This is a genomic window from Lentzea sp. NPDC058436 (genome assembly GCF_042721515.1).
Lineage (GTDB): Bacteria > Actinomycetota > Actinomycetes > Mycobacteriales > Pseudonocardiaceae > Lentzea.
Genome location: NZ_JBHXLF010000001.1, coordinates 1637513 through 1662398 on the forward strand (window position 1 = coordinate 1637513; position 24886 = coordinate 1662398).

The 24886-nt window shown below is 68.1% G+C and carries 20 protein-coding genes; 10 read left to right on the forward strand and 10 right to left on the reverse strand.

Annotation, left to right across the window (positions count from 1 at the left end):
* Positions 1–474 precede the first annotated feature (474 nt).
* Positions 475–3582 (forward strand): NACHT domain-containing protein, encoded by a 3108-nt coding sequence (locus ACFWN2_RS06700; protein WP_382425319.1) that lies wholly within the window; start codon positions 475–477, stop codon positions 3580–3582.
* 284 nt (positions 3583–3866) lie between these two features.
* Here the strand turns inward: ACFWN2_RS06700 and ACFWN2_RS06705 are convergent, their stop codons facing one another.
* Positions 3867–4211, reverse strand: coding sequence for an integrase core domain-containing protein (locus tag ACFWN2_RS06705; protein ID WP_382425320.1), 345 nt, complete (start codon positions 4209–4211; stop codon positions 3867–3869).
* Positions 4212–4700: 489 nt separating this feature from the next.
* On the opposite strand from ACFWN2_RS06705, the gene ACFWN2_RS06710 reads away from it, so the two are divergent.
* Together ACFWN2_RS06710 and ACFWN2_RS06715 are read left to right on the forward strand one after the other, a co-directional pair.
* Positions 4701–5678: a hypothetical protein gene (locus ACFWN2_RS06710; protein ID WP_382425322.1), complete on the forward strand. Its 978-nt coding sequence runs from the start codon at positions 4701–4703 to the stop codon at positions 5676–5678.
* A gap of 12 nt (positions 5679–5690) precedes the next feature.
* Positions 5691–9398, forward strand: a complete 3708-nt coding sequence (locus ACFWN2_RS06715) for a CHAT domain-containing protein (protein ID WP_382425324.1) — start codon at positions 5691–5693, stop codon at positions 9396–9398.
* Here ACFWN2_RS06715 and ACFWN2_RS06720 read toward each other — a convergent pair.
* Both ACFWN2_RS06720 and ACFWN2_RS06725 read right to left on the reverse strand, forming a co-directional pair.
* Positions 9387–10010 carry a molybdopterin dinucleotide binding domain-containing protein gene (locus ACFWN2_RS06720; protein WP_382425326.1) on the reverse strand — a complete coding sequence of 208 codons (624 nt, stop codon included), beginning with the start codon at positions 10008–10010 and terminating at the stop codon, positions 9387–9389. The two genes, ACFWN2_RS06715 and ACFWN2_RS06720, sit on opposite strands and share 12 nt — an antisense overlap.
* A gap of 307 nt (positions 10011–10317) precedes the next feature.
* On the reverse strand, positions 10318–10563 hold the full coding sequence (locus ACFWN2_RS06725) for a hypothetical protein (RefSeq protein ID WP_382425327.1): 246 nt from the start codon (positions 10561–10563) through the stop codon (positions 10318–10320).
* Positions 10564–11003: 440 nt separating this feature from the next.
* On the opposite strand from ACFWN2_RS06725, the gene ACFWN2_RS06730 reads away from it, so the two are divergent.
* From ACFWN2_RS06730 to ACFWN2_RS06745, 4 genes are all read left to right on the forward strand, one after another.
* Positions 11004–11261: a helix-turn-helix domain-containing protein gene (locus ACFWN2_RS06730; protein ID WP_382425328.1), complete on the forward strand. Its 258-nt coding sequence runs from the start codon at positions 11004–11006 to the stop codon at positions 11259–11261.
* Between the two features lie 79 nt (positions 11262–11340).
* The gene (locus ACFWN2_RS06735) at positions 11341–12480 is read left to right on the forward strand and encodes a tyrosine-type recombinase/integrase (RefSeq protein WP_382425330.1); all 1140 of its coding nucleotides are present in this window, start codon (positions 11341–11343) and stop codon (positions 12478–12480) included.
* A 163-nt stretch (positions 12481–12643) separates the two neighbouring features.
* Entirely contained in the window at positions 12644–13387 is a 744-nt protein-coding gene (locus ACFWN2_RS06740; RefSeq protein ID WP_382425331.1) for an ion transporter, read from the forward strand.
* Positions 13388–13558: 171 nt separating this feature from the next.
* A complete protein-coding gene (locus ACFWN2_RS06745) occupies positions 13559–14782 on the forward strand; it encodes a putative glycoside hydrolase (RefSeq protein ID WP_382425333.1) in 1224 nt (407 codons plus the stop codon).
* Between the two features lie 4 nt (positions 14783–14786).
* Here ACFWN2_RS06745 and ACFWN2_RS06750 read toward each other — a convergent pair whose 3' ends face one another.
* Positions 14787–15377: a TetR/AcrR family transcriptional regulator gene (locus ACFWN2_RS06750; protein ID WP_382425335.1), complete on the reverse strand. Its 591-nt coding sequence runs from the start codon at positions 15375–15377 to the stop codon at positions 14787–14789.
* 66 nt (positions 15378–15443) lie between these two features.
* On the opposite strand from ACFWN2_RS06750, the gene ACFWN2_RS06755 reads away from it, so the two are divergent.
* Positions 15444–16841, forward strand: a complete 1398-nt coding sequence (locus tag ACFWN2_RS06755; protein ID WP_382425336.1) for an aldehyde dehydrogenase family protein — start codon at positions 15444–15446, stop codon at positions 16839–16841.
* Here ACFWN2_RS06755 and ACFWN2_RS06760 read toward each other — a convergent pair.
* From ACFWN2_RS06760 to ACFWN2_RS06780, 5 genes are all read right to left on the reverse strand, one after another.
* The gene (locus tag ACFWN2_RS06760; RefSeq protein ID WP_382425337.1) at positions 16792–17769 is read right to left on the reverse strand and encodes a TIGR03564 family F420-dependent LLM class oxidoreductase; all 978 of its coding nucleotides are present in this window, start codon (positions 17767–17769) and stop codon (positions 16792–16794) included. The two genes, ACFWN2_RS06755 and ACFWN2_RS06760, sit on opposite strands and share 50 nt — an antisense overlap.
* 47 nt (positions 17770–17816) lie before the next feature.
* The gene (locus ACFWN2_RS06765; RefSeq protein WP_382425339.1) at positions 17817–18749 is read right to left on the reverse strand and encodes a LysR family transcriptional regulator; all 933 of its coding nucleotides are present in this window, start codon (positions 18747–18749) and stop codon (positions 17817–17819) included.
* A 39-nt stretch (positions 18750–18788) separates the two neighbouring features.
* Positions 18789–19700 (reverse strand): TauD/TfdA dioxygenase family protein, encoded by a 912-nt coding sequence (locus ACFWN2_RS06770; protein WP_382425341.1) that lies wholly within the window; start codon positions 19698–19700, stop codon positions 18789–18791.
* 83 nt (positions 19701–19783) lie between these two features.
* Positions 19784–20380, reverse strand: coding sequence for a GNAT family N-acetyltransferase (locus ACFWN2_RS06775; RefSeq protein ID WP_382425343.1), 597 nt, complete (start codon positions 20378–20380; stop codon positions 19784–19786).
* A 7-nt stretch (positions 20381–20387) separates the two neighbouring features.
* The gene (locus tag ACFWN2_RS06780) at positions 20388–20942 is read right to left on the reverse strand and encodes a CGNR zinc finger domain-containing protein (RefSeq protein ID WP_382425344.1); all 555 of its coding nucleotides are present in this window, start codon (positions 20940–20942) and stop codon (positions 20388–20390) included.
* An 87-nt stretch (positions 20943–21029) separates the two neighbouring features.
* On the opposite strand from ACFWN2_RS06780, the gene ACFWN2_RS06785 reads away from it, so the two are divergent.
* Both ACFWN2_RS06785 and ACFWN2_RS06790 read left to right on the forward strand, forming a co-directional pair.
* Entirely contained in the window at positions 21030–21965 is a 936-nt protein-coding gene (locus tag ACFWN2_RS06785) for a DMT family transporter (protein ID WP_382425345.1), read from the forward strand.
* A gap of 140 nt (positions 21966–22105) precedes the next feature.
* Entirely contained in the window at positions 22106–24088 is a 1983-nt protein-coding gene (locus ACFWN2_RS06790) for a cutinase family protein (protein WP_382425346.1), read from the forward strand.
* 15 nt (positions 24089–24103) lie between these two features.
* Here the strand turns inward: ACFWN2_RS06790 and ACFWN2_RS06795 are convergent, their stop codons facing one another.
* Complete coding sequence (locus ACFWN2_RS06795) at positions 24104–24862, reverse strand: DeoR/GlpR family DNA-binding transcription regulator (RefSeq protein ID WP_382425347.1); 759 nt, start codon at positions 24860–24862, stop codon at positions 24104–24106.
* Positions 24863–24886: the final 24 nt, after the last annotated feature.

Here is a 24886-nt window from a genome sequence, read left to right on the forward strand (position 1 = left end):
CCGCCGGACAGCCGCCTAGCCACACGATCAGGGCGCTACCCGCCCCGGCGCGATTGCGGCGCTCCAGCCGCTACGTCCGCGACCTCACCCGCATCGAGATCTACCGGTTCGGCGCGCATCCCCGTCGACCACAGCAACTTGTCCCCAATGGACACCAACGGCGCCCGCGGCCTCAATCGAATCAGACTTTACGCGAGGCGCTTCAGTCCACGGGGACTAGCTCTCCGGGGATCTCCACCACGACGTTGGTGGCCTTGATGGAGGCGACCATGACGATGCAACACTCCTTGACGCGCGGCATGAAGCAGCAAAGTCAGCGCCTGTACATCCAATGTGGAATATCAAACATTCGGGGTCACAGGCCATTTCGATGTTGACGGCCCGCTAGTCACCTTCGACCGTTCAGCGGCCCCAAACGACCTGTTATCGCGTTCGCTTCACTCCGGCAACCGCCGGTGGCACGAGACTCGAACGGTGCCGAAGAACTACAGCATCTCCGACGCCGTCAAACTGCTCGGAAAACGCGAGAACGCCCTGGTCGACGCGTTGGACAAGCTGACGGGAACGGCTTTGCTCGGCGGCGTCGCCTGGGGTGTCGCCGATCTGCTCGGCTGGTTCGACGCCAAGATCGAGTTCGTCCGGCTCTGCCACCAACTGCTGGTGAAAGCCGGGGAGAAGCGATCGGGCCTGAGTCGATACAGCGCCTCAGAACGCCTCCATGCCGCACACACCGTGATCGTCATCGTGGCGCTGTTCGACGCGCTCAAAGAGGTCGATCTGCCCTTCAAGCTCAAGAAGGTCCGCCTCGACAAGGACGGCCAACGCGCGTTAGTCGGTCTCACCGGCATCTTTGACGGCAACAGCGTGCTGCCATGCCCCAGCCGACCCTACGAGCTCAACCTCAAAGCTCTCAAAGACCAGTACGAGCAAGCGTCTCGCGAGTTCCTCGAACTCCTGCACGACGATGCGATCTGGACCAGGTTGTCCTCTGAGCAACAGAAAGAGACGGATGCAGTTCTGTCCCGGTTGCACGGTCGCGCCCTGCGTCGTTACGAAGAGTTGATCCGCCAGCTCACCGTGCAGTACCCGGAGCTGGCGTTCTGGTTGCAGTCAGAGCACAACGCCCACGTCACCGCAGGCTTGCAACGTCTCGAAGAGACGCTCAAGGCAACGCAAGTCGGCGCGAAACCGGACGAGCGCAGACGCGAACTGTCCAACCACTACCGGTCGGCCCTCAACCAGCCGATTATCAACATCGACCAGGTGCCCGCCGGCCTCGAGATCCCGCTGACCTGCGATGCGTACGTCGATCCCGAGTACCAGGTCTGTCCGATGACCGAAGGTGCCCGCCCTGCACTACTGGCGTCATGGTTCGACATCCCAGCGCGATCCGACCTCCACCACTACCTCGCCGGTTACCTGACCTCACCGAAAGCCGTTACTCACCCGCTGGTGGTGCTCGGCGATCCCGGCTCGGGCAAATCCCTGCTGACGAAAGTTCTCGCCGCCCGGCTGCCTGCCAGTGACTACTTCGCCGTGCGGATCGAGTTGCGGACGGCCGCGGCGGAGGCGGATCTCCACCGGCAGATCGACTACGGCTTGAGTAGGGCGCTGCAGGAGAACGTCACGTTCGCCGAGATGTCCCGCATGGCGGGCGACGCGCTGCCGGTCGTACTGCTGGACGGGTTCGACGAGCTGCTCCAGGCAACGGGCGTGCGCCAAACCGACTTCCTGCATCGAGTACAGGCGTTCCAGCGAGAACGCGCGGATCTAGGCAAGCCCGTAGCGGTAGTGGTCACGAGCCGGATTAGCGTGTCCGGCGGCATGCAAATCCCGATGAATTCCGATGTGCTGCGACTAGTCCCGTTCACCGACGCGAACATCAAGGCGTGGCTAGACGTGTGGAACGCCCCCAACGCGGACTACTTCGCCGAACACGGCTTGGCGCCGCTGCCGCACGAGGTGGTGCTCGACCACCGCGGCCTGGCCGCGCAGCCGCTACTGCTTTTGATGCTGGCGTTGTATGACGCGGTCGACAACGCCCTGCAACGCCACCACGACAGTCTCGGCCGAGTAGTGCTGTACGAGAAGTTGCTGAGCCGATTCGCCCGCCGGGAGGTGGACAAGGACACTCGTCAGGGCACGGCCGACCAGGACATCAGCGTCGAGTACGAGTTAGCTCGGTTGTCCGTCGTGGCCTTTGCCATGTTCCAGCGGGGCGTGCAGTGGGTCTCGGACACCGCGATCAACGAGGACATGGCGGCGTTACTCAGTTCTGGTGTCGCCCCATCCACTCACGGCATCCGCACCCCGTTGAGCGACGGCGACAAGGTGGTTGGCCGTTTCTTCTTCGTACAGTGCGCGCGGGCCACCCGTGACGAGACCAGGCTGCACACTTACGAGTTTCTCCATGCGACGTTCGGCGAGTTCCTAGTAGCGCGCTTCACTTGGTACGTCCTCAACGACCTGCATAAGCGCGAGTCATCGGGCCCCCGCATCATCGATGGCCTTCCCGACGACAACCTGCTGTGCGCGCTTCTGTCGTTCGCGCCGCTGACGGCGAGCACGCCAGTCATCGACTTCCTATCGGAGCTGGCATGTGGCTCCACCAACCGCCAGCAACTGAAATCGCTGGTGAAGCGCCTCTTGGCGTTGTCTCAAGTCCAACGCGCTCGGTCGCTCGACACCTACCAGCCGGTAAATCGGGCCGCGCCGGCCAGGTATGCGATCTACAGCCTCAACCTGGTCTTGCTGCACGTCGTGCTCACGCGGGTGTGTGAGTCCAGTGACATCGGCATCGAGGACTGGTCGAAGCTGACGATGTTCTGGAAGGGCCAGCTGTCGAGCGCGGAGTGGCGCACCCTGATCGAATCCCTCTACGTGCGCTGGGAAAACCCTCCCCACGTCACGCTCGCGATCGGCACCCAACTAACCGAAACAGCCGCGGCAGATCGATTGGCCAAGCGCGTCTCATTGCGCGAAGCCGCGGTGGACGCACGCTTCACCGGTGACGCGGCGGCGAACGAGTTCAAGTACGCCTTCGAAGCGTTGCCTGAGAGCCGGTACGACGTGGAGTACGCGACGGCGCTGATCCAGCTCACGTCGTCCCCTATGCCCCCGGCAGAACGCGCCGAACACTACCTGCGCTGGTGTGATCGCTACCCCGATCTCGTGCTGCAGTGCCTGCACCGCGACGTCAACGTACGTCCGGAGACGTTGCGGCGGCTGGCCAAATCCGAACTCGGCGTGAGCAGCCAGTTCATCATCCAGCTCTGCGAACGCATTGGAAGAGGCGGACCGGACGAGGCTCTGCTCGACGTGTTCGACGACCTGCAGATCTCCCATATCAACGGCGGCTTCGCCCCTCAGTCACGCGCCGGATTCGAAGCACCACTGCTGGACGCGTGGCTGCGCTTGTACGAGGCTGGCTACCGGCACCCGGATCATCGCCATCTGGATCTGCGAACAGTCCTGACCTCTGTCGACTACAACCGAGTCGCCGAGTTCCGGCCCGACCTTCTGTTCCGCGCCGGTACGGTCGCTCACGAGATCGGACTGTTTCGACCGGTCGACGATCGCTGACAGCACGCGTTCTGTACGCCTGCACCTCCGAAAAATTACGTCCGCACAGGTCAAGCGGCATGCCGATACTCGTGGAGGACTCCGCCGAGACGGTCTCGTCGGAGTACCGCGAGGCGTTCGATCTGGTCAGGGCCAAGGGGTTGTGGTCGGTTTCGCAAGGGTGCCGCAGCGGCGAGGAATCGGTGGGTGCGGTGCTGGTTGCGAGTTGGGAGCGGCCTGGCTGGTCGCCGCCGGCACGTCCAGGCCGCCGAGGACGTGCCGGAACCCAACGACGAGCACGGCGATCAGACCGACGATGCGGAGCCCCAGGATCGCCCTCGGCTCGCCGCACGCTGTGCGTGCCGAAAACTACATCTGCGCAGGTTAAGCGGCATGGCGATACTCGTGGATGACCCCGCCGAGACGGTCCTGCCGCTCCGCGTTGAGGTGTTCGATCTGGCCGGGTTGAAGATGCTGGGTCGATCTCGCAGGGGTGCTGCGGCGGCGAGTGACCGGTGGGTTCGGCGCTCGTTGTAGTGCCGCTCGTACTCACGCAGCGCGTGCCGCAGGTGGATGTGGTTCCAGATCAGCGTGCGGTCCAGCAGTTCGGCGCGAAGCGTCTTCACCCAGCGTTCGACGATGGATTTCATGCGGAGCATCCGGACACCTCGAAGCGGACCATCACGGCCGCGATCATGCCCGATGACGACCGCTACCCACTGACGCCTACTGACCTGCACGGACGTATTTCTCGGCACGCACAACGCCGGAGGTTCTCGACGAGCGCCCGGACGGCGTTCTCGGGGTCAGCAGGCAACGCCTTCCTCAGGCCGGCAACGGTCCCGGCAACCTGGCCTGGCACATGTTGCAGACGAGCGGGCGAGAGTCGCCGTCGACGACGTTCCGGCTGATGGTCATCCAGTCCGACGGATAGACCGGAACGTTTCGGCGAACATCCCGGACGTGGAATTCCAGTACATCGGCTCCCAGCTGACGATCGCGTCTGAACTGACCGCGTGGCGCCATCCCGTGGCGGGCTCGGTGCGGTAGGCAGACGGGCACGCGTGTGGAAGCCCGGTCTGGGGAACGACTCACGTGATGCAGGGCGTTACCGCCGATGCAGATGAGGAGAGCCGAGGATGGGCTGGTGGTCGTCCGCGATGCGGACTCGCTCGACACAGTGGACGTACCTGTACATACCGCGCGGCACGGAATCCGCGGAGGTCGAACCTGAGACGTCCTACCTGAGCGTCTTCCTGCGCACCGCGTACGTCGTGGACGTGCGGCGCGGTCTTCGCCGGTACTACGGGGCGGTCAACAGCTCGATCGCGCTGCCGGCCCGATCCGGGACGACCGCTCAGTTCATCTCCAGCCACTCACCGAGCGCCCTGCAGGACGTGACGCCGGGCTCGGAAGATCGCTTCCTCCAGGTGAATCGCCGCCTGGCAGGGCCGGTTCCGTTCGTCGGTGGCGATGTCGAGGCCGAAGTCGGCTTGTTCTCGGTGGCGTCGAGCGAGCTCGCCGGCCCATACCTGAAGTTACTGGAGAGCTTGTCGAAGGTGCCTGCGCTGGCGTTCGTCGGGGCGGCGCTTCCGTTCCTGGAACCGGCCAAGCAGGGCATCCAGCTCCTTGCCGGAGACGCGGAAGGCACGGCGCTGGAGATCGGTTTCGCGGCGCTGTGGAGACCGTTGCGCACCGGGTGGGTCGTGGCCGCCAGGGTGCCGCAGGACGGGCGGCGTTTTCGCGTCGACCCGGCTGACGGCCGTCTGCTCGATGCGGCGGGACAGCCGGTCGAGGGATACCCGTACCTCGTGCTCGAGGTGAACGCGGCGCACACGCGCGACGACTGGTTCCTCATTCCCGAGATAGCCGCTTCGTACGAGGAACTGCGACGTGAAGCCCGGCGTGGCCGTCCCGCGGACGTGGAGGAGGCGCTCGTCGCGTTCCGGCGCGCCGCCCTCACGAGCGACGACCTGTTGTTCGACGACGCGATCAAACTCGCTGACGACGTGCGGAAGAAGTTCACCGAGGCTGGTCTGGCCGGGCCTGAGGTCCGGTCGTCGGCGCGGCGTGAGGCACTCCCGGATCTCGGCACCTTCTCTCCGTTCGAGGCTTGAGAGGAGGCCGTCTTGCCCGAGTCCTCGTTCAACTACCTCTACTCGCAGGCGTTGAGCCTGTCGTACGCCGGACGCGAGGACGAGGCGCTGGCAGCATTCCGGGCTCTCGCGGATCGGTATCCCGACAACTTCGGACCGTGGCAGAACCTGGCGCTCCTGCTCGACCGCCGGGGCGCCGAGGAGGCGTATCCGGCGTTCGCGCAGTTCGTCCGCACAGCCCCGGATCACGAGGACCCGTTCGTCAGGTTCGCGGTGCGGCGGCTGCAGGAGGCCGGACATCCCGTACCGGACGTGAAAACGACTGTGCGGACGCCGTTTCCGACGGAGCATCTGATCGTCACCTCCGACGACAAACGCGTCATGCTCACCGTGGAGAACGACACCGGCCGGCCGGCGAACGACGTCCTCGAAGCGCTACGCCGCTTCCTCGACCACGAGGACTGGCTCAGTGCGTACCTGTCCTTCGAAGAACATCCTGAGCTGAGCAGCAGGATGGTCAAGACTCTGTTGGAGTACAAGGCGAACCAAACGGGCTCCATGGACGGATACCGGGCCCAGGTGAATCTCACGATGCTGCAACGAGCGAGCGAGATCGGAGCACTCGCCGCGTTCGCCGAAGGCGACCAGTCACCGGTGGACGAGTTCCGGCAACTGGTCCGCGCCAAGCGGACCATCGAGCCGGTGCTGAGGCTGGCGAACGGGCTCGGCATCGAGGAGATCCCCTCCTTCCTCGATGAGCACGCCTGGTTGTCGCGGGACGACGCCACCTACGTTCTACTCGCCCGAGAGGCCGAAAGTGCGACGGACGAGCACCGGCAGGAACTGGCCGTCTTTCGCACCTTGCTGGAACGGCACGCCGCCGGCACACCGGTGCTGGAGGGTCCGGATCTGGACTACGGCCCGGCCACGGCGTTGGTGGACGATCTCGTCACCCAGTCACAGGTGAGGCCTGACGAACAACTGGCGGCCGTCGCGCGCGCCGGCGAGGAGATCCTTGCCGCGCCCGACGATGTTCCGCTCACGGCCGCCGGACGGTTCGCGGTGGCTATGGTGACCGTCGAATCCCTGATGAGGTACGGGAAGGCGATGAGATCCGTCGCCGCGCTCAACCGAGCCGCGCTGGTGCTGGCCGACGCGTCAACTCCTGTCTCACCGACAGGAAACCAGGACGACTGGCGGCCCGCGGTGATCGCGGGGAACCTCGCCATCGCGACCTACGAGGAAACCGGCGAGATGGAGGTTCTCGACAGAGCCGCCGCATCGATCGCCGAGGCGCTGCTTCGCGTCCGGCGCTTTCGCTCTGGCGAGGCACCGCTGATGCGGGTCCTCGCCAACATCCACCAACTACAGGCCAAGGTCACGAGGTCGGTCGAGCACCTCCGGGAAAGCGTGAGGTTGTTCGAGGAGGCGGCACGCACCACCGACCGGACGACCGAGGCGTGGCTGGTCAACCAGGCGGGGCAGATCAGTGCTCTGCTCGCATTGGCGGAGCAGGGCGAAGGTGACGGGTTGACCAGTGCCGAGAAACATGTGCAGGATCTGCTGTACAGGTTCGGTTCGGCGCCCGGTACCGGGGCCCGCCTGTGGGACCTCGGCGGGCAGGTGAGCAGCGGCAGCTACGACTGGTCCGCCGCTCCGAAGGATCTCGACGTGACGATTCACCGCTATCGCACCGCAGGGGAACGTCCCGACCTCGGCGTGAGCCAGGTTCCGCACACGGCCAACAACCTGTGCCGTGCGCTGATCCGCCGGTACCGTCGCACCTCCGACGCCGGTGACCTCCAGGAGGCGCTGCTCGCGGGAGAGACGGCGGTCCGCACCCTGTCGCCGGCCTCACCGGCAGCGGTCCTCGCCCGGCGCAACCTGGTCCAGGCGCTGATGGCGGCGCACGCACTTCAGCCGGACGAGACCGGCCAGGTCGAGCGAGCCGTCGCGCTGGTCCGCGACAACCTCAGGTTCCTGTCCGCCGGCCCTGACCAGACGCTCGACCTGCTGAACCTGGCGGAGCTGCTGATGACGGGCGACGGCGAACGCTGGCGAGAGGGCGCCGCGGCCTTTGCCACGGCCCTGGCCGAATTCGACCCCGCCGACGACCCGCTGATCGCGATCGATCTCGGCGAGAAGCTCGGCGACCGGTTGGCGGGACATGGCGACTGGCTCCGCGCGACCGAGGCTTACCTGGTCGCTGAAGCCGGGATCTCGGTGCTCGTCGAACGGACCGCCGCCGGTAGGTGGCGGGAGGCGATGGGCAGTCGCCCGCACGACATCGTGCAGAAAGCCGCGTACAGCTTCGGCAGGAGCGGAGCGGCTGAAGAGGCCGTGGTTCTCCTGGAACGTCATCACGCGCGGAACCTGCGACGCGCGCTTCAGCTGGAGAGCGCCGAGTTGTCAGCGGTCGCCGCCGCTGGCAGACCGGATCTGGCGGAAGCCTTCCGCGCCAGGGCCTCGGAACTGGTGGCCATGGGGTCGCAGATCGACGCCGGCAGCCACACGTTCTCCGGTCAGCGCGTGCAACGGCTTCAAGCACAGCTCCGCGAAGTCACCAAGCTGATCCAGTCAGTGCCGGGGTTCGCCCGGTTCGGCATGGAACCGGACATCTCCGACATCTACGCCGCCGCAACGGATGGCCCGGTCGTCTACTGGAGCGCCGCGGGGGACGGTGGGATGGCCTTCGTCGTGAACGGCATACTCCGGCGGACCACCTGCGTCGAGCTGCCCTTCACCGAGGAAGCGTTGCGAGAACACACCTTCCGGTATCGGACGGCGCTCGCCGAGTACCAGGCGTCGAACATCATCGCCGACTGGTCGGCCACGATCGACACGGTGGGACGGTGGCTCTGGACGGCGTTCGCCGGCCCTCTCGGGCGGGCACTGCCGGCGGGTGGCCCGGTGACCGTGGTGGTCGCCGGAAGACTGGCGTTGCTGCCGATCACCGCGGCGGTGGACCCCGAGACCGGACAAGCGGCGATCGAACTGTTCGACTGGCGGTTCGTGCCGAGTTCGACAGCGCTCGCGGCGACGTCGAGCGCGGCATCCCGGTCCCACAACTCCGACGCGCTCGCGATCATCGACCCGCAGCCGGTGGATGCCGTCCCCCTGCGCTGGGCACGCGCCGAGGGTGCCGCCGTCGCGGCCCGAGCCGGCCGAGTCACCGCCCTCGAAGGCGCGGAGGCCACCCTGCCGGCAGTCGTGTGGGCGATCTCCCAGCAGTCGGTTCTGCACTTCGCCTGTCACGGCATGGCAGCGCCGCAAGAACCGCTGAACAGCTATCTCCTGCTCGCGGACGACGAGCAACTCACGATCGACAACCTGGTGACGAACACCCGCCTCTCCTCGGTGCGGCTGGTGGTGCTGTCGGCCTGCGACACCGCGGTGGCCGGCGAGGTCGTACCGCAGGAGGTCGTCGCGATGCCCAGCGCGCTCATCCAACTCGGCGCGGCCGGCGTGGTGGCCGCGCAATGGCCCGTCGCCGACACCACGGCCGCCGTCCTCGCCCTGCGCTTCTACGAACTGTGGGACGGCGAGACCGAACCGGCCGACGCCTTCGCCGCAACCCAGCGCTGGCTTCGAACCGCACCACGAAGCGCGGTCTCCGCCCTGTTGCGCCGACGCGCACCCGATCTCGACGACCTGCCCGGCCTGATCGCCGAGCTCCCGCTCAGCCGGATCCCGTTCAGCTCGCCGGTGGACTGGGCCGCCTTCTCCTACTCAGGCTCCTGACTGCGGTCCGAGCGGTTCGAGCCGCGCCGGCACGTGCTTGTGCCACGGTGTGCCGGCCCACTCGTCCCGGTCTTCGGCGGCGGTGAGCTCGTTCGGCGCGACACCCGTGCGCTCCTGCACCGTGAGCCCCAGGCCGTTGGGCAGCGAGATGTGACCAGGGCGCATGGTGTCCGTGGTGTCCACGGACACCTCCGCGCCGCCGCGCCGGGTGGTCAGCCTGACCCAGTCGCCGGTCGTGACGCCCAGCCGCGTCGCGTCGGTGAGGCTGATGCGCAGCCGGCCGTCCGGGTCGCGGCGGCGCCAGCTGGGGTCGCGCATGATCGTGTTGGCGGTGAACGCTCGTCGTTCTCCCGCGGACAGCACGAACGGCCAGTCCCGGTCCTGTTGAGGCAAAGGCCCGTCGCCCAAGGCTTTCACCGCGGCAAGCAGTTCCGGCACGTCCAGATTGATTCGGCCGGGCAGGCGCTGCCAGGACGCGTCGTAGTCGTCGTGGATGATGTGCACGCCGTGCTTGCCGTTGACGATCGCCTCGAAGAGCCGCTCCCCCGCCGCGAGACCGGAGCCGTAGCCCTGTGGGTGCCGAAAATTACGTCCACGCAGGTCAAGGAGCATGAAGATACTTGTGGTGCCGCACCAGCGAGTGATCGTCATGTGGCGCACTCGTTGTAGTGTCGCTCGTACTCGCGTAGCGCTTGCCGCAGATGGGCCTGACTCCGAGATCAGCGGGCGATCCAACACGTCGCCGCGAAATTTCCTGACCCAGTTGATAGAATTCGGCGGCGTAAGATTGAATTGCATCGACTGGCCCTCTATGCTGGATTCGAGCTATCCAATAGCGCATGAACACACGGACTGCGCAAGCTTGCTACGTATGGGAACTCAAGTCCCCTTTGAACCGCGGATCTGCAGCACGGATGCTCTAACTGGTCAGACGAGGACAGACCGTGGACCACGAAGCCCTCACCCATCGAGCCTCCACGAAACCCGCTGGTAGGGCGGGGGTGTAGTGGCCAACTCCGGCCTCGGACACTGGTTTATCCCTACCAACAGGGCGGACGCTCCTATCGAGCGTCCGCCCTGTTGCGTTGTAGACGATCTCCACGTTCAGCCGCTCGTAGTGCCGTTCCAGCTCCTCCGGGTCGCCGAGCCGCGTCACCTTCTTCACGTCTATCACCCTGTTGCCGCCCACTGATCTCCGCAGGATGGCCCAACGGCTTCTCGGATACTCTTTGCGCGGCGCCGACTTATGTGAGGAAGCCGCGGAAATCATCACAGCACTCGTCGTCGAGCAGCCGAGCGATCTGCATAGGTAGCCCGGAGGCGCTCTAGCGACACCGGCGTTGTGCGCCAGGACGAGCGACTTCATCGCTTCGGTCCATTGCCGTCGTGTCTTGAACAAGCCGTCTGTCCCCGAGCATCTTCTTTCTCGGAGTTAAGGGGTGCTACCGACGCCCTCTTCATCGACGAGAGCGTCCCGCACGAAGGGGCGTGCCCATGACGTTGTCAGTCCAGTTCTCATCTCCGGAGTCGCCTGCACCTGCGACCACACCCACAGGCAGTGCGCAGACTGCCAACGACGGGGCCCGCCCACCGGCGGGCGCGCCCATGGACGAAACGGTTCAGGTCCTGTTCACGCCCGGCCAGGCTGCGAGGCTATTGCAAGTGCGTGAGTCCTGGTTGCGCCGCCGTGCCGCCCGACGCGCAATCCCGTGCTCCTTCCTCGGTAAGCATCTGCGCTTCTCTCAAAACGACATCGAGCAAATTGCCGCAGCGGCCGCGCAGTACATGAAGTCGACTTATCCCGACATCTACACCTCGCGCACCCCAAACCGCAGGCATTCTGGTCGCCGCGAACACACTTAGATTGCCCTTTTCCTTGAAACGAGCGTCCATGTAGACACACCAGATATCCCCACATCCGACACCGTAACAAGGAGAACCGATGGCCTGGGCAGAAAAACATGGCTGCGGCTGGCGTGTCCGCTACCGGCTTGACGACGGAACTGTTTACTCAGAGAACGGGTACCCGACGAAGGCAGCCGCAGAGCAGCGGGCGCTGGATGTGGAGTCCGACCAGCGGCGGAAGCGATTCGCCGATCCGCGGTTGGCCAAGACCACGATCGACGAGTGGATCCGGCAGTGGTCGGATGCTCAAAACGTGAAGTTGAAGACATGGGAGACCTATGACTCTCAGCTGCGCAATCACATTCTGCCGTTCTGGTCCGGCACAGCACTTGGCGACATCCAGCGGATCAGAGTGAAGGGGTGGGTGAACAAGACCCTGCGGGCGAAGCTAGCCGACACCAGCGCGCGGCTCGTTGTCGTGCTCTTCTCCCAAATCATTGGTGAAGCTGTCGACGAAGGTCTGATCGGATCGAATCCATGTCGCAAGCTGCGAATCACCTATGCGGACTCCCAGGAGCGACCTCACGCCACCACGGACGAGGTCGACGCCTTGGCGGGCAGGATGCATCCCGACGACGGGCTGTTGACGATCACAGCCGCTTACACCGGCTTGCGCTGGGGCGAGTTGGCCGGGCTACAGTGGACCAGAACCTATCTGGACGCCAATCCCCGCATTGTAGTGGACCCGGTGTTCGGTGCGCTGCATGACGTATCTGGACAAGCGCTCTTCCTTGGCTCACCGAAGACGCCAGCCAGTGCCCGCGAGGTTCACCTGCCACCATTTCTCGTGAACGAACTGCTAGCACATCGCGAGCGCAATCCGGAGTCAAGGTTCGTTTTCGCCTCGGCGCGTGGCGCTTTCCGTCGGCGGGGAAACTTCCGCGCGCGCGTTTGGTTGCCCGCGCTCGCGGGCGACGAGGCGCTCGGGTGGGCACCGATCAAGGAGGGAATGCACTTCCATGACCTGCGTCATACGCATGAGACCTGGCTCATCGAGGAGGGCGTGCCGCACGTGCTTCGGCTTGAGCGCCTGGGGCACAAGCGCAAAGAAGTTCACGACCGGTACTCGCACGTCACGGATGCCATGATCAGCAGGATGCTGGAGCAGTTGCAGCACCGCTGGGAAGAGGACGGCGGATGGTCTTGGACCATCGAAGGTCTGGACGAAGTCCGGTGAACACCTTTGGAACCGCGAATGTGTTCATGACCCCTGCTCCCGATTTGCTCCCAATCAACGTGAATATGCCCCTGACCTAGCCGACCGGCAGGCCATGTGAACAGGCAAAACACGGTATGAACGGCATCACGCTCACCCTGATGAACACACAGGGTTCAACAAGGTGATCACCGCGGTGATCCTCGTCAACGCGGTCACGCTGGGTGCGGAGACGTCCCCCGAGCTGATGGCGTCGTTCGGTGACGCCCTGCACGTGGTCGACCGGCTGGTGCTGGCCCTGTTCGTGGTCGAGCTCGCGCTGCGGTTCGGCGCCTACGGCCGCGCCTTCTTCCGCGATCCGTGGAACTGGTTCGACACCGTGGTCGTGGCGATCACCCTGCTGCCGACCGCTTCCGGGGCGTTCTCGGTGCTGCGCGCCCTGCGGGTGCTCCGGGTCCTGCGGCTCGTGTCCGTGGTGCCGAGCATGCGGCGGGTCGTGGCAGCGTTGCTGACCGCGTTGCCAGGCATGGCGTCCATCACCGCGTTGCTGTCGCTGGTGCTGTACGTGTCGGCGGTGATCGCCACGAAGCTGTTCAGCACCGTCGCGCCGGAGTACTTCGGGGATCTCGGCGACTCGCTGTTCACGCTGTTCCAGGTCATGACCGGCGAGGCGTGGTCGGAGGTCGCGCGGCAGGTCATGGAGGAGAAGCCGTTCGCCTGGGTGTTCTTCGTCGGCTATCTCGTCGTCACGACGTTCACGGTGCTCAACCTGTTCATCGCGGTGGCGGTGAGCGCAATGCAGACCCAGATGACCGAGGAGCACGCGGAGCACGACCGCGAGGAGATGGCGGCGACGATGGAGATCCTCGCGGAGGTCCGGAAAATTCGCGCTGACGTGGAAGAACTACGCGGCAGAGCGTCCGTCTGAGCTGAGGTCACCCGGCCAGGGCGAGCGGTCCTGCTCAGGGCGACGGGACCTACTCAGGGTGCCGGTTCCGCACGTGCTTGCACCCGCAACAGGTGGTTTACGAATTCAGATCCTTTCCTCGTCTCGGGCTGGGTACCAAACCTTCAGCCCTTCCAGACGAGGAGGAACGAAATGCTTGAGAAAACAGGCAAAATACGAAAACTTTTCCTGCCCCTGACGGTTCTGCTGGCCACCGTCGTCACGCCCGCGGCCCAGGCGGAGGTCGCCCCGGTGGGACGCACGCAGTCGTTCTGGCTGCACCTCAACAGCACGCCGGTGTCCGACGAGACGATCGCCGTTGAAGCCAAACGCCGTGCTCACGTCGTGCTCAACGCCTGGGAGGGTGACCTCCTGCGCAAGCTCAAGGCCGCGAACCCGGCGGTCAAGGTCTACGTCTACAAGGACCTGTCCTCCACCCGGTCGTACGCCTGCAAGAACGGCAAGGACGACGCCCACCTGCCCACCGGACTGGGCTACTGCGAGGTGCGGGCGAACAACCCCGGCTGGTTCCTGAAGGGGAAGAACGGGCAGGAGCTGGAGTACGCCGGGTACGACGGCCACAAGCAGATGGACGTCGGTAATGCCGATTACCGCAAAGCGTGGGTGAACAGCGTCGTCGAAACCTCGAAGGCCACCGGATTCGACGGGGTTTTCCTCGACAACGCCCTCTACACGTGCGACGCGTACCACCCCGGCGAGTGCCCGCCGAAGTACCCGGACAACGGCGCGTTCCAGGAGGCCTACAAGGGCATGCTGGCCGCGGTGAAGAGCGGGTTCAAGGCCGCTGGGCTGCTCTCGGTCGGCAACCTGACCAACGCCCGGATGCACGCCGGCGGATGGGAGGCCTACAGCGCCTACCTCGACGGCGGGTTCGACGAGTGGTGGCTGGCGTTCTCCAGCGCCCGGCTGCTCGAGGACTACCAGGAGGGCTGGAGCCGGCAGGTCGCCGAGATCGCCTCCAACGAGACGCAGGGCAAGATGACCTGGGTGCAGCCGCACTTCGACGTGGGTGACACGCGGGCGTTCCGGTACGCGCTGGCCAGCCTGTTCATGACGACCACCGGCAAGGCCGCGATCGCCGAGGTCGCGAAGACCGACGGCTACGCGGACCCGACGGCCTGGCACCCCGAGTACGACTGGTACCTCGGGCACCCCGCCGGCGCCTACCGCGCGGTCGCGGACAAGGTCTACCGCAGGGACTTCACGTGCGGCGTGGCGCTCGTCAACGCCAACCCGACCGGGACTGCCCCGGTCAAGGTCGACGTCCAGCGCACGTACACCGACCACGACGGCAAGGCCGTCAACTCGGTCAGCCTGCCCGGCACCTCCGGCGTGCTGCTGCGCGCGAACTGCTGAGGCGTCACGCGGACGCGATCACCGCGAGCAGCATGCGCAGTTCGGCCTCGGCCCCGTGTCCCCCGTCGGTCTCGACGAACACGGACCTGGCCAGAGCGGTCCCGATCAGCACCAGTGCGAGCACGTCGAGCTGCGCGCTGTCGGTTCGCCTGGCCAGCTCCCCCCGCACAACGGCTTGTGCGACAAGCGACCCGAGCTCCTCGCGGACGGCGAGGTAGACGTCGTCGCGCAGGATCTGCCGCAACGCCGGGTCGTGCGCGGCCTGCCCCATCAGCGAGAGCAACGCGGGCCCCGTGGCCGCTTCGAGGATCCGCCGCTTGCGCGTGAGGAGCTCGCGAACGTCACCCTCCAGCGAGCCGGTGCTGATGCCGCGCAGTTCGGCGTGGGTGATGTGCCGCGCCACGGCTCCGGCCAGCGCCTGCTTGGACGGCCAGCGCCGGTAGAGCGACGCGGTGGACGCGCCCGCTCGTTTCGCGACGGCCGTCGTGGTGAACGACGCCCAGCCCGACTCGTTCAGGACCTCGATCGCCGCGGTGATCAGCGCTTCGTCCACTCGCGGGTCCTTGGGGCGCCCGGCCTCCGCCTTCTCAGTCATCACCGGCCACTCTACCCGGCACAAGAAACGAAAAGAACCTGTTTCGTATTGGTGTACGGTGACGGCATGACCATCCCTGCCGTCGTGTCCGATGTGCGCAAGGTCTTCGACTCCGGCGCCACCCGGTCCCCCGCCGCCCGTGCCGCCAGCCTGCGGGCGTTGCGCGCGATGATCACCGAGAACGAGGCCGCGATCGAGGCCGCCCTGTGGAGCGACCTGCACAAGGGCTCGGGCGAGGCGCAGCTGACCGAGATCAGCGTCGTGCTGGCGGAGATCAGCCACGCGCTGCGCCACCTGCGGAGGTGGTCACGGCCCCGGCGCGGCCCGGTCCCCCTGGCGTTGTGGCCCGCGCGGGCCAGGCTCGTGCCCGAGCCGCTCGGCGTGGTGCTGGTGATCGCGCCGTGGAACTACCCGCTGCAGCTCCTGCTCGACCCGCTGGCCGGGGTGCTGGCCGCCGGGAACACCGCGGTCCTCAAGCCGAGCGAGCTCGCACCGGAGACGTCGGCCCTGGTCGCGAGGCTCGTGCCCGACTACTTCCCCGACGGCACCGTGCGCGTCGTCGAGGGCGGTGTCCCGGAGACCACCGAACTGCTGGCCGAGCGGTTCGACCACATCGTGTTCACGGGCAGCGGCACGGTCGGCCGGGTCGTCATGCGGGCGGCGGCCGAGCACCTCACGCCGGTGACGCTGGAGCTGGGCGGCAAGTCGCCCGCCTGGGTCGACGACGACGCCCACCTCGACCAGGCCGCGCGCCGCCTGGTGTGGGCGAAGTTCACCAACGCGGGCCAGACCTGCGTCGCCCCCGACTACGTGATGACCACCCCGGACCGGGTGCCCGCGCTCGTCGAGGCGCTGCGCGGGGCGATCTCCGACCTGTGGGGCGACGACCCGCGGACGAGCCGCGACTACGGCCGCATCGTGAACGAACGGCAGTTCGACCGGCTCGTCGCGCTGCTGGACGGCACGAACGTCGTGGTCGGTGGCGAGCACGACCGCGCGGAGCGGTACATCGCGCCCACCGTCGTCGTGAGCGACGGGCGCTCGGTCGGACCGGACGCGACTCATCCGGTGCTGCGGGACGAGATCTTCGGCCCCGTCCTGCCGATCATCGCCGTCGACTCGGCGGAGCAGGCGGTCGACGTCGTCACCAGCTGGGACAAGCCCCTCGCGCTGTACGTCTTCACCTCGTCAGCCCGCACGCGCCGCCTGTTCGAGCAGCGGACGTCGTCCGGCGCGGTGGTGCACGACGCGGGCCTGATCCACGTCGCGGCGGCCGGGCTGCCGTTCGGCGGTGTCGGGGCCAGCGGGATGGGCGCGTACCACGGCTCCTACTCGTGGCGGACCTTCTCGCACCTCAAGCCCGTGCTGCGCAAGCCACTCGCGCTCGACACGCTCCGGCTGGCCCAGCCGCCGTTCACCGGCTTCGGAGCACGTCTCGCCCAGCGGTTGACGCGCCGCGGCTGAGCGCTCCCGCCAGCTCGCGGGTCCTGGTCTGGGTGGCGGCGTCGAGGTCGTGGTGGGCGGTCAGCACGACCTCGGTGGCCCCTGCCTCGACGTACGCGCGCACGCCGTCCGCCACGGTGTCCTCGTCGCCGATCAGCGCGAGGTCCACGGGGTTCTCGGTGCCGTTGAGGGCGAGAACACGCCGGTAGGACTCGAACTGGGTGTAGAACGCCAGGCCGTCGGCCATCGTGCGGCGCGCCTGCTCGCTCGTGGTGACGGCCGCCGGCACCAGGGCGACGATGCGCGGCGCGGGCCGTCCGGCCTCGGCGGCCGCGGCGGTGATGGCGGGGATGATGTGCTCGCCCAGCGCGCGGGGACCAGCGAGGTACGGGACGGTGCCGTCCGCGAGGTGCCCGGCGATCCGCAACGCCTTCGGTGCCATCGCGGCGACGAGGACCGGGGTCCTGGTCGCTCCCGGCACGTGGGTGGGCAGCATCGAGCGGGCGGTGATCAGCTCGCCCTCGTGCTCGACGGGTTCGCCGCGCAGCAACGGTCCCAGCGCGGTGAGGAACTCGCGCAGCCGCGCCACCGGTCGTTCCCACGGCAGGCCGAACGCCCGCTCGACGATCGGAGGCGCGCCCAGGGCGACGGCGAGGTGGAACCGGCCTCCAGTGGCCGCCTGCGCGGTCTGGGCCTGGCTCGCCACCAGGATCGGGTGCCGGGCGAACACCGGCACCGCCGACACGCCCACCTCGATGCCGGGAACCCGTGAGCCGACGAGACCGGCCAGGCCGATGGCGTCGTAGTCCAGCCGCTGCCCCGTCCACACCACGTCCACGCCGAACGCGGCTGCCTCGCGGGCCTCCTCGACGGCGGCCTCGACCAGGTTGGGGCCGCCGGTGCCCGCCAGGGTGACGCCGTACCGGACCGGATGCGAAGTGATCGACATGCGTCCATGTCACCCGCCGCGCGTCCCGGTCGTAGCGGTGATGCCCGTCAACCGGCCTTGTGATGCTTGCGAGGCATCAGGCGGGCAAGGCGCTTCGCGGTGCCGGGGCAGTGCGCCCTCGTCACGTCGAGGAACGCGCCGAGCGCGGGCGAGACGTCGGCGCCGCGGAACGACATGGTGAGGTCGGGCAGGCGCACCGGCGGGTCCACCTCGACCATGACGGTCTCCGCCCTGCCGAGCCGGCGCACGCTCGTCGGCACCAGCCCCACGCCGATCCCGCACGCGGCCAGCCCGATCACCGTGTGCACATCACGGGCGTGCGTGATCCCGCTCGCTGCCTCGACCAACGGCGCCAGCACGCGGGTGGCGGCGGGTTCGTCGGCGGCGGGCGCGACGATCAGCGGCTGGCCGCGCAGCTGCTCGGGTGAGATCGCGGGCTGCCCGGCGAACGGATGACCGCGATGGCACACGACGACGAGGTGGTCACCGGCCACGGGCACCGAGGTCAGCCGCTCCGCGCCCTCCCCCGCCGGCGCGCCGCGGCTGATCGCCAGGTCGACGTCCCCCGCGAGCAGTGCCGCACCGCACTGGGCCGTCGACAGCTCGCGGCACTCCAGCACCACGCCGGGGTGCGCCGACCCGAACCGCGCCAGCAGCGACGGCAGCAGCTCGACCAGCGCCTCGCCGACGAAGCCCAGCCGCAGCGACCCGGCCTGCCCCCGCGCCGCCCGCTGGGCCTCCGTCGCCCCGGCCTCCACCTGCTCCAGCACCCGCCGCGCGTGCACGACGTAGACCGCGCCCGCGGCCGTCGGCACCACGCCGCGGCCCGTCCGTTCGAACAGCGCCGTGCCCAGCTCGCGTTCGACCGCCCCCACCTGCCGCGACAGGGACGGCTGGGTCATGCCGAGCGCCTGGGCCGCACGCCGGAAGTGGCGGTGCTCGGCCACCGCCACCACGTACCGCAGTTGCCTGAGTTCCACGCGCCCAGCCAACCACCTCGATGCCCTGCGGGCATCACGTCAGAGCGCGGAGAAGTGGCCCGCGTCGCCGACGATCGTCGTGCTGGCCACGCCGTCCACGCTCACCGGCACGTCACCGGCGATCGTGATCCGGTTCAGGCGGCGCCGCTGGTCGTCGTAGTCGGCGACGCCGTAGTGCTGCGTCGCCCGGTTGTCCCAGATCGCCACGTCTCCCTCGGACCACTGCCACCGCACGGTGTTCTCCAGCCGCGTCACGCGGTTCTGCAGCAGTTCGAAGATCGCCTTCGACTCGGCGGGGCTCACCCCCACGATCCGCTTCACGAAGTGACCGAGCAGCAACGCGCGTTCGCCGGTCTCGGGGTGAACCCGCACCAAGGGGTGCTCGGTCTCGTAGCGGTCGGAGACGAACTCCTCGCGGTACGCCTTCTCCTTCACGTCCACTCCCCCGATGCGCTGGGAGTCGACGGCGCCCGCGTAGTCGTAGAGGTTGGTGTGCACGGCCCAAAGCCTGTCCACCAGCGCCTTCAACGGCTCAGGCAGCTCGTCATAGGCCCGTGCGGTGTTGGCCCACACCGTGTTGCCGCCGTAGGGCGGGAGCTCGATCGCGCGCAGGATGCTGATGGCGGGCACCCGGTCGACGAAGGTGACGTCGGTGTGCCAGCTGTTCGCCTTGCCGTGCTGGGAGTCGATCGCGAGGACGTTGGCGTGCTGCCGCCCCTTCACCGTGGGGTGGGCGAGGGTCGGTTCGCCGAGCAGGCGGGCGAACGCGAGCTGACCGGCGTCGTCGAGGTGGTCCTGGCCGGAGAGGAACACCACCTTGTGCGCCAGCAGCGCCGTCCGGATCTCGGTCACGACCTCTTCGGGCAGATCGCCGCCGAGCCGGACGCCGTCGATCCGCGCACCGATGCCCGCACCCAGCCTGTGGACGGTGACGGAGAGCTGTGCGGTCATCGCGAACTTCCTTTCGTGGTGGACGTTTCCGCCCTCCACCGTGCTGAAGCCGCCGCGCCGGGACTACATTCCACACCCGGAAATTAAGTCTTCCCAACGGGTGGACGGAGGTCGCGCAGCCGCGCGTGCTGGTGCATGTCGTGCCAGCCGTCCGCGTGCCGCGCCGAGCCCCGCAGCGTGCCCTCGACGGCGAACCCGAGCCTGGTCGCGACCCGGCACGACGCCGTGTTCGCCGTCGAGTGCTCCAGCGACACCCGGTGCAGGCCGAGCACGTCGAACGTCCAGTCCGTCAGTGTCCGCGCGGCGCAGGCTGCGATGCCCGCGCCGCGGAAGTCGGGCAGTACCCAGTACGACAGGGCCGCCGAGCCCTCGAACAGCGAGACGTGGCGCAGCCCGGTCTGGCCGATCGGCTCGTCGTCGCGGGTGATCGCCCAGCTGGCGTCCGTCTCGTCGCGCCAGCGCCGCGTCCAGCCCGCGATCCACTCCAGGGCCTCGGCGCGCGTGTCCATGCGACGCACGTGCCACCGTTGGATCTCGGGGCACTCGAAGGCTTTCACGACGGTCTCGGCGTCGGTGTCGCGCCACGGCCGCAGAGTGATGCGGTCGCCGGCGCTCAGGTGCGGCTGGGCGAGGACGTTGAGGGAACCGGCGGGCAGGCAGGGCTCGACGAGGAGGGGCACGTGCCGATCATCGCCCGTCCGCGCGCCGTTCGCGGAACGCGATCATGTTCATCCGGTTGCCGCACCGCACGCCGCAGAACCGCTTGAGGCCGTTGCGGGACAGGTCGAGCAGCAGTCCCTCGCAGTCGTCGGCCGCGCACACCCGCAGCCGGCCCATCTCGTTCATGCGGATCACGTCGATGAGCGCGAGCGCCGCCTCGACCCGCATGCGCTCGGCGAGCGGCGAGGTGGGTTCGGTGGCGTGCATGTGCCAGTCGAGGTCGTCGTGCCTCACCAGGTGCGGCAACGCCTTGGCGTCGCGCAGCATCTTGTTGACGGCCTCCACCGCGTCGTCGCGGGCGAACGACCACACGCTCCTGAGCAGCGCGCGAGTGCGATGGACGTCCCGCAGTTCCGCTTCGTCGCCGTCGATGCGGCCCGTGTAGTGGAACCGGCCGAGCAGGGCGTGGAGCTGGTCGACCGTGGCCAGTTCGTCGTCGCCGCCGCGGGACGCCGACGGGTCGGTGTTGCACAGCGCCACGACGAACTCGAGCGACTCCTCAGTGTCAGGGGCAAAACGCAAATTGACTCCTTACCGAGACCGGCCTAGCGTCAGGGGTGTCGGCCAGGTTAGGCCATGACATCGTTCGGGACCGGGAGGCGCGCGAGCATGGGGATTTCGAAGTCGGCCGGACTGATCGCCGCGGCGATCTCGTTCATCTCGTTCGGCACCTCCGGCGCGTTCGTGAAACCGCTGCTGGAGGCCGGCTGGTCGCCCGCCGCCGCGGTGACGGCCCGCGCGCTCACCGCAGGGCTGGTGCTGCTCCCGCTGGTGGTCGTGGTGATGCGCGGGCGGTGGGGGTTGCTGAGAGAGGCCCGGTGGCCGGTGCTGGGCATGGGGGTGGTCGGCGTCGCGGTCACGCAGGTGCTCTACTTCGCCGCCATCCAGCGGATCCCGGTGGCGACGGCGCTGCTGATCGAGTTCCTCGCCCCGCTCATCCTGGTCGGCTTCACCTGGGCGGTCAGCCGCCGCACACCCGCACCGGTCGTGCTGATCGGCTCGGTGCTCGCGGTGGGCGGGCTCGTGCTGGTGATCGGGCCCGGCGCCATCCAGGCCGTCGACCTGATCGGTCTCGCGGCGGCGTTCGGCGCGGCCATCGGCTGCTCGGTGTACTTCGTGATCGCCGCGCGTCCCAACAACGGCCTGCCGCCGGTCGCGCTCGCGGGCGCGGGACTGCTGCTCGCCGTGCCCGTGCTGGCCCTGGTGGGACTGACCGGCCTGCTGCCGTTCACCACGACGTTCGGCGACGTGCCGCTGTTCGGCGAGCCCGTGGCCTGGTGGGTGCCGCTGCTCGTGGTCGCGGTCTTCGGCACGGCGGTGGCCTACGCGAGCGGCATCACCGCGTCCGGGATCCTCGGCTCGCGGCTCGCGTCGTTCATCGCGCTGCTGGAGGTCGTCTCCGCCTCGCTGTTCGCGTGGCTCCTGCTGGGCGAGGCGCTCTCGCCGCTGCAACTGTTCGGCGGCCTGCTGATCCTGGCCGGCATCGCCTCGGTGAAGGCGGAACGGCAGAAGGTGGAACCGGTGGTCGCACCCGCGATCGCTTAGCCGGGGTGGAATAGTTTCGGCATCGAGAACGCGAATGGCGCATTTGTAACAACGCGCGCCGCGCGGGCTATGTGCCGTGCATGACTCCGCCCAGCCGAAGATCTCCGACCTCCTGGCAGAAACGACTCGGTGCCGGCCTCGTGGCCGCATTCCTCACGCTGGCGCCTGCCGCCGTGACCGCGCCGGTCGGCCACGCACAGCCCTCCACGTGCGGAAAAGTCGAGGTCGTGACGTTCCGCGGCAGCGGAGAGGGCGAGGTCGGCGACGGAGACCGGTCGAACGGATTCTCCGGCGCCACCCTGCAGAAGATCATTGACAAGGCCCGCGCCGTTCCTTCCTCATCGGGCTTCTCGCTGGCCGACATCAGGGTTTACGGGGTGCCCTACCCGGCCATTCCGGCGGAGGAGTACCTCGATGAGGACCAGGACCTGTTCGACTCCGTCGAGTACGGCCGCCTGCTCGGAAACGGATACCTGCAGAAGCGTCACAAGGAATGCGAGTCGGCCGGGACGCGGTTCGTTCTCGCCGGATATTCCCAGGGTGTCATCGCCGCGCGCGAGGTCGCCCAGGACGTCCCGCAGAGCTGGATCGCCGGGGTGTTCGGCGTGGGTGACCCGGCGCAGAAGGCGAACGCGCGGGGAGTCACCGGGGGCGGGGCGAACGGCACGGGCGTCTACCGGAAGCTGACCGAGAAGGACGACGGCACGGCGAGCAGCGACTCGTTCTACGACCTGCTGGTGCCGACCTACCTGCTGTGCCACGACAACGACCCGATCTGCGACATCACGCTCAGGGCCTGGTGGCCCCCTGCCGACCTCGCACCGCACCTGGACTACGGCGGCACCGACGCGGAACTGTCGGACCTCGCCACCCGGCTGCGCGACATGGCCGAGGACGCGACGACCACGCCCGCTCCCCCGGACGGGTCGGGCACCGGGCCCGCGGACCTCATGTTCGCGATCGACACGACCGGGTCCATGACGCCCTACCTCGCCGCCGCGGTCGCGAGCGCCAAGAGCACCGCCGACGCGCTGCACGCGGTGAGCTCGAAGGCCAGGGTCGGACTGGTCGAGTACCGCGACCACGGAGACAGCTACGCGGCGCGCACCGTCGTCGCGCTGACCGAGGACTTCTCGGCCTTCGAAGCGGGACTGCGCGCCCTCGGCGCGAACGGCGGCGGTGACACGCCGGAAGCCGTCTACACCGGACTCGTCACGGCACTCGGCGCGGACTGGGACCGGTCCGCCACACGTGCGCTCATCGTGCTCGGCGACGCCCCCGCGCACGATCCCGAGCCGGTGACCGGGCTGACCGCCGCCGCCGTGACCGAGATCGCCAGGGGTGTCGCGCCGATGCCCGACCTGCCACCGACCGTGGGCACCGACGCACGCATCGCCGCGGAGACCACGGCTCCCGGCCAGGAACGCGCGGACAGGATGCGGACCACCCCCAGGATCGCGGGAGCGCCCGGCGAGAAGATCCCGGCGGTGCCCGTCTACGCGCTGTCCGCCAACGACGCCCTGAGCGCGCAGATGGGCCCGATCACGGCGGCGACCGGTGGTGCCACGTTCCCGATCGGGTCACCCGACGAGGTGACCAAGAGCGTCGTGCGCGCCGTCGAGGACGCGACCACCGCGCCGACCGCGCGGCTCAAGGCGGCGGCCACCGTGCTCGCCGGCAACAAGACGACGCTCAGCGGCCTCGGCTCCAGCTACTCCGGCGACGCCACGTTCGCGTTCGACTTCGACAACGACGGCACGGTCGACCAGACCGGCCCCGAAGCGACCGCGGCGCACACCTACCCGTCGCCCGGTGGCGTGAAGGCGCGGCTCGTGGTGACGGACAGCCGCGGCCGTTCGTCCGAGGTGGTGGTGGACATCGAGGTCCGCGCCCTGGAGTCGTTGCGCCGCAGTGAACCCGCGCCCACCACCGAGCCCGGCACCCCGCCGCCGACGGCACCGGAGACCACCTCGACACAGGTGTCGGCACCGGAGCCCCCGGCGACCGGCGGCCTCGCGTTCACCGGCACCACGGGGCTCGGTCTCGCGCTCGGACTCGGCTGCGTCCTGCTCGGCTGCGGGATCTTCGTGTTCGTGCTGGCCAGGCGCCGCAGGCGGCACTGACCCCGAAGACGCGTGTCAGGCGACGACGACCTCGACCCCGGCCGCCCGCAGCTTGTCCAGTTCCTCCGCGGGCGCCGAGGAGTCGGTGATGAGCACGTGCACGTCCGAGATGCTCGCGATGCGGGAGAACGCGCGCTTGCCGACCTTCGACCCGTCGGCGAGCACCACCACGCGGTCGGCGGTGCGCAGCAGGCAGTTGTCGGTCTGCGCCTCGACCTCGTCGTGGGTGGCGATGCCGCTGCGCGCGTCGATGCCGTCCACGCCCAGGAAGACCAGGTCGAGGCTGATGCCGGCGAGGGCCCGGTCGGCGATCGGGCCCACCAGCTCGTAGCTCTCCGGCCGGACTCCGCCGCCGGTCACGACCAGGTCGATCATGGGGCGCGGGCACAGGTCCGACGCGATGTTGAGCGCGTTCGTCACGACCTTCAACGGCCTGGTGACGGCCAGGAGGCGCGCCAGTTCGGTGGTCGTGGTGCCGCCGTTGAGGCCGACCGAGTGGACGGACTCGGTCACGAGCCTGGCCGCCGCCTCGGCTATCTGGCGCTTCTCCTCGCGGCGGCCCACCCGGTAGCGCAGCGGCAGCTCGTAGATGACCTCGACCGCCACCGCGCCGCCGTGGGTGCGTTTGAGCAGCTTCTGCTCTTCGAGCGACTGGAGGTCGCGCCGGATCGAGGCGACGGACGTGCCCAGGTCCTCCGCGAGCCCCGTGACGCTCACCGAGCCCGTGTCCGCGAGCCTGCCCAGGATCGCGGCGAGACGCTGCTCTTGACGCATTCGATCAGCATAGCGCACGAATGA